The 281-nt window shown below is 46.6% G+C and carries 2 tRNA genes; both read right to left on the reverse strand.

Annotated features, from left to right (window positions below):
• Positions 1 to 91: 91 nt before the first annotated feature.
• Positions 92 to 167, reverse strand: a tRNA-Ala gene (locus IHV11_RS21050).
• 26 nt (positions 168 to 193) lie between these two features.
• A tRNA-Ile gene (locus IHV11_RS21055) sits at positions 194 to 270 on the reverse strand.
• Positions 271 to 281 lie beyond the last annotated feature (11 nt).

A 281-nucleotide genomic window follows, 5' to 3' on the forward strand; every position in this document is an offset into this window, starting at 1 on the left:
GATAAATCTATCTGCCTTGCATATTGTTTGGATGTCGATATCTAGTTTTCAAAGAACACAATTTAAAAATGCATCATCGTAAGATGTGCAATGGTGGAGCTTAGCGGGATCGAACCGCTGACCTCCTGCGTGCAAGGCAGGCGCTCTCCCAGCTGAGCTAAAGCCCCATAATGGGAATGAAATTTTATGAAAATGGTGGGCCTAAATGGACTCGAACCATCGACCTCACGCTTATCAGGCGTGCGCTCTAACCAGCTGAGCTATAGGCCCCTAAAGGAAGT

The organism is Fictibacillus sp. 26RED30, from assembly GCF_015903845.1.
Lineage (GTDB): Bacteria > Bacillota > Bacilli > Bacillales > Fictibacillaceae > Fictibacillus > Fictibacillus phosphorivorans.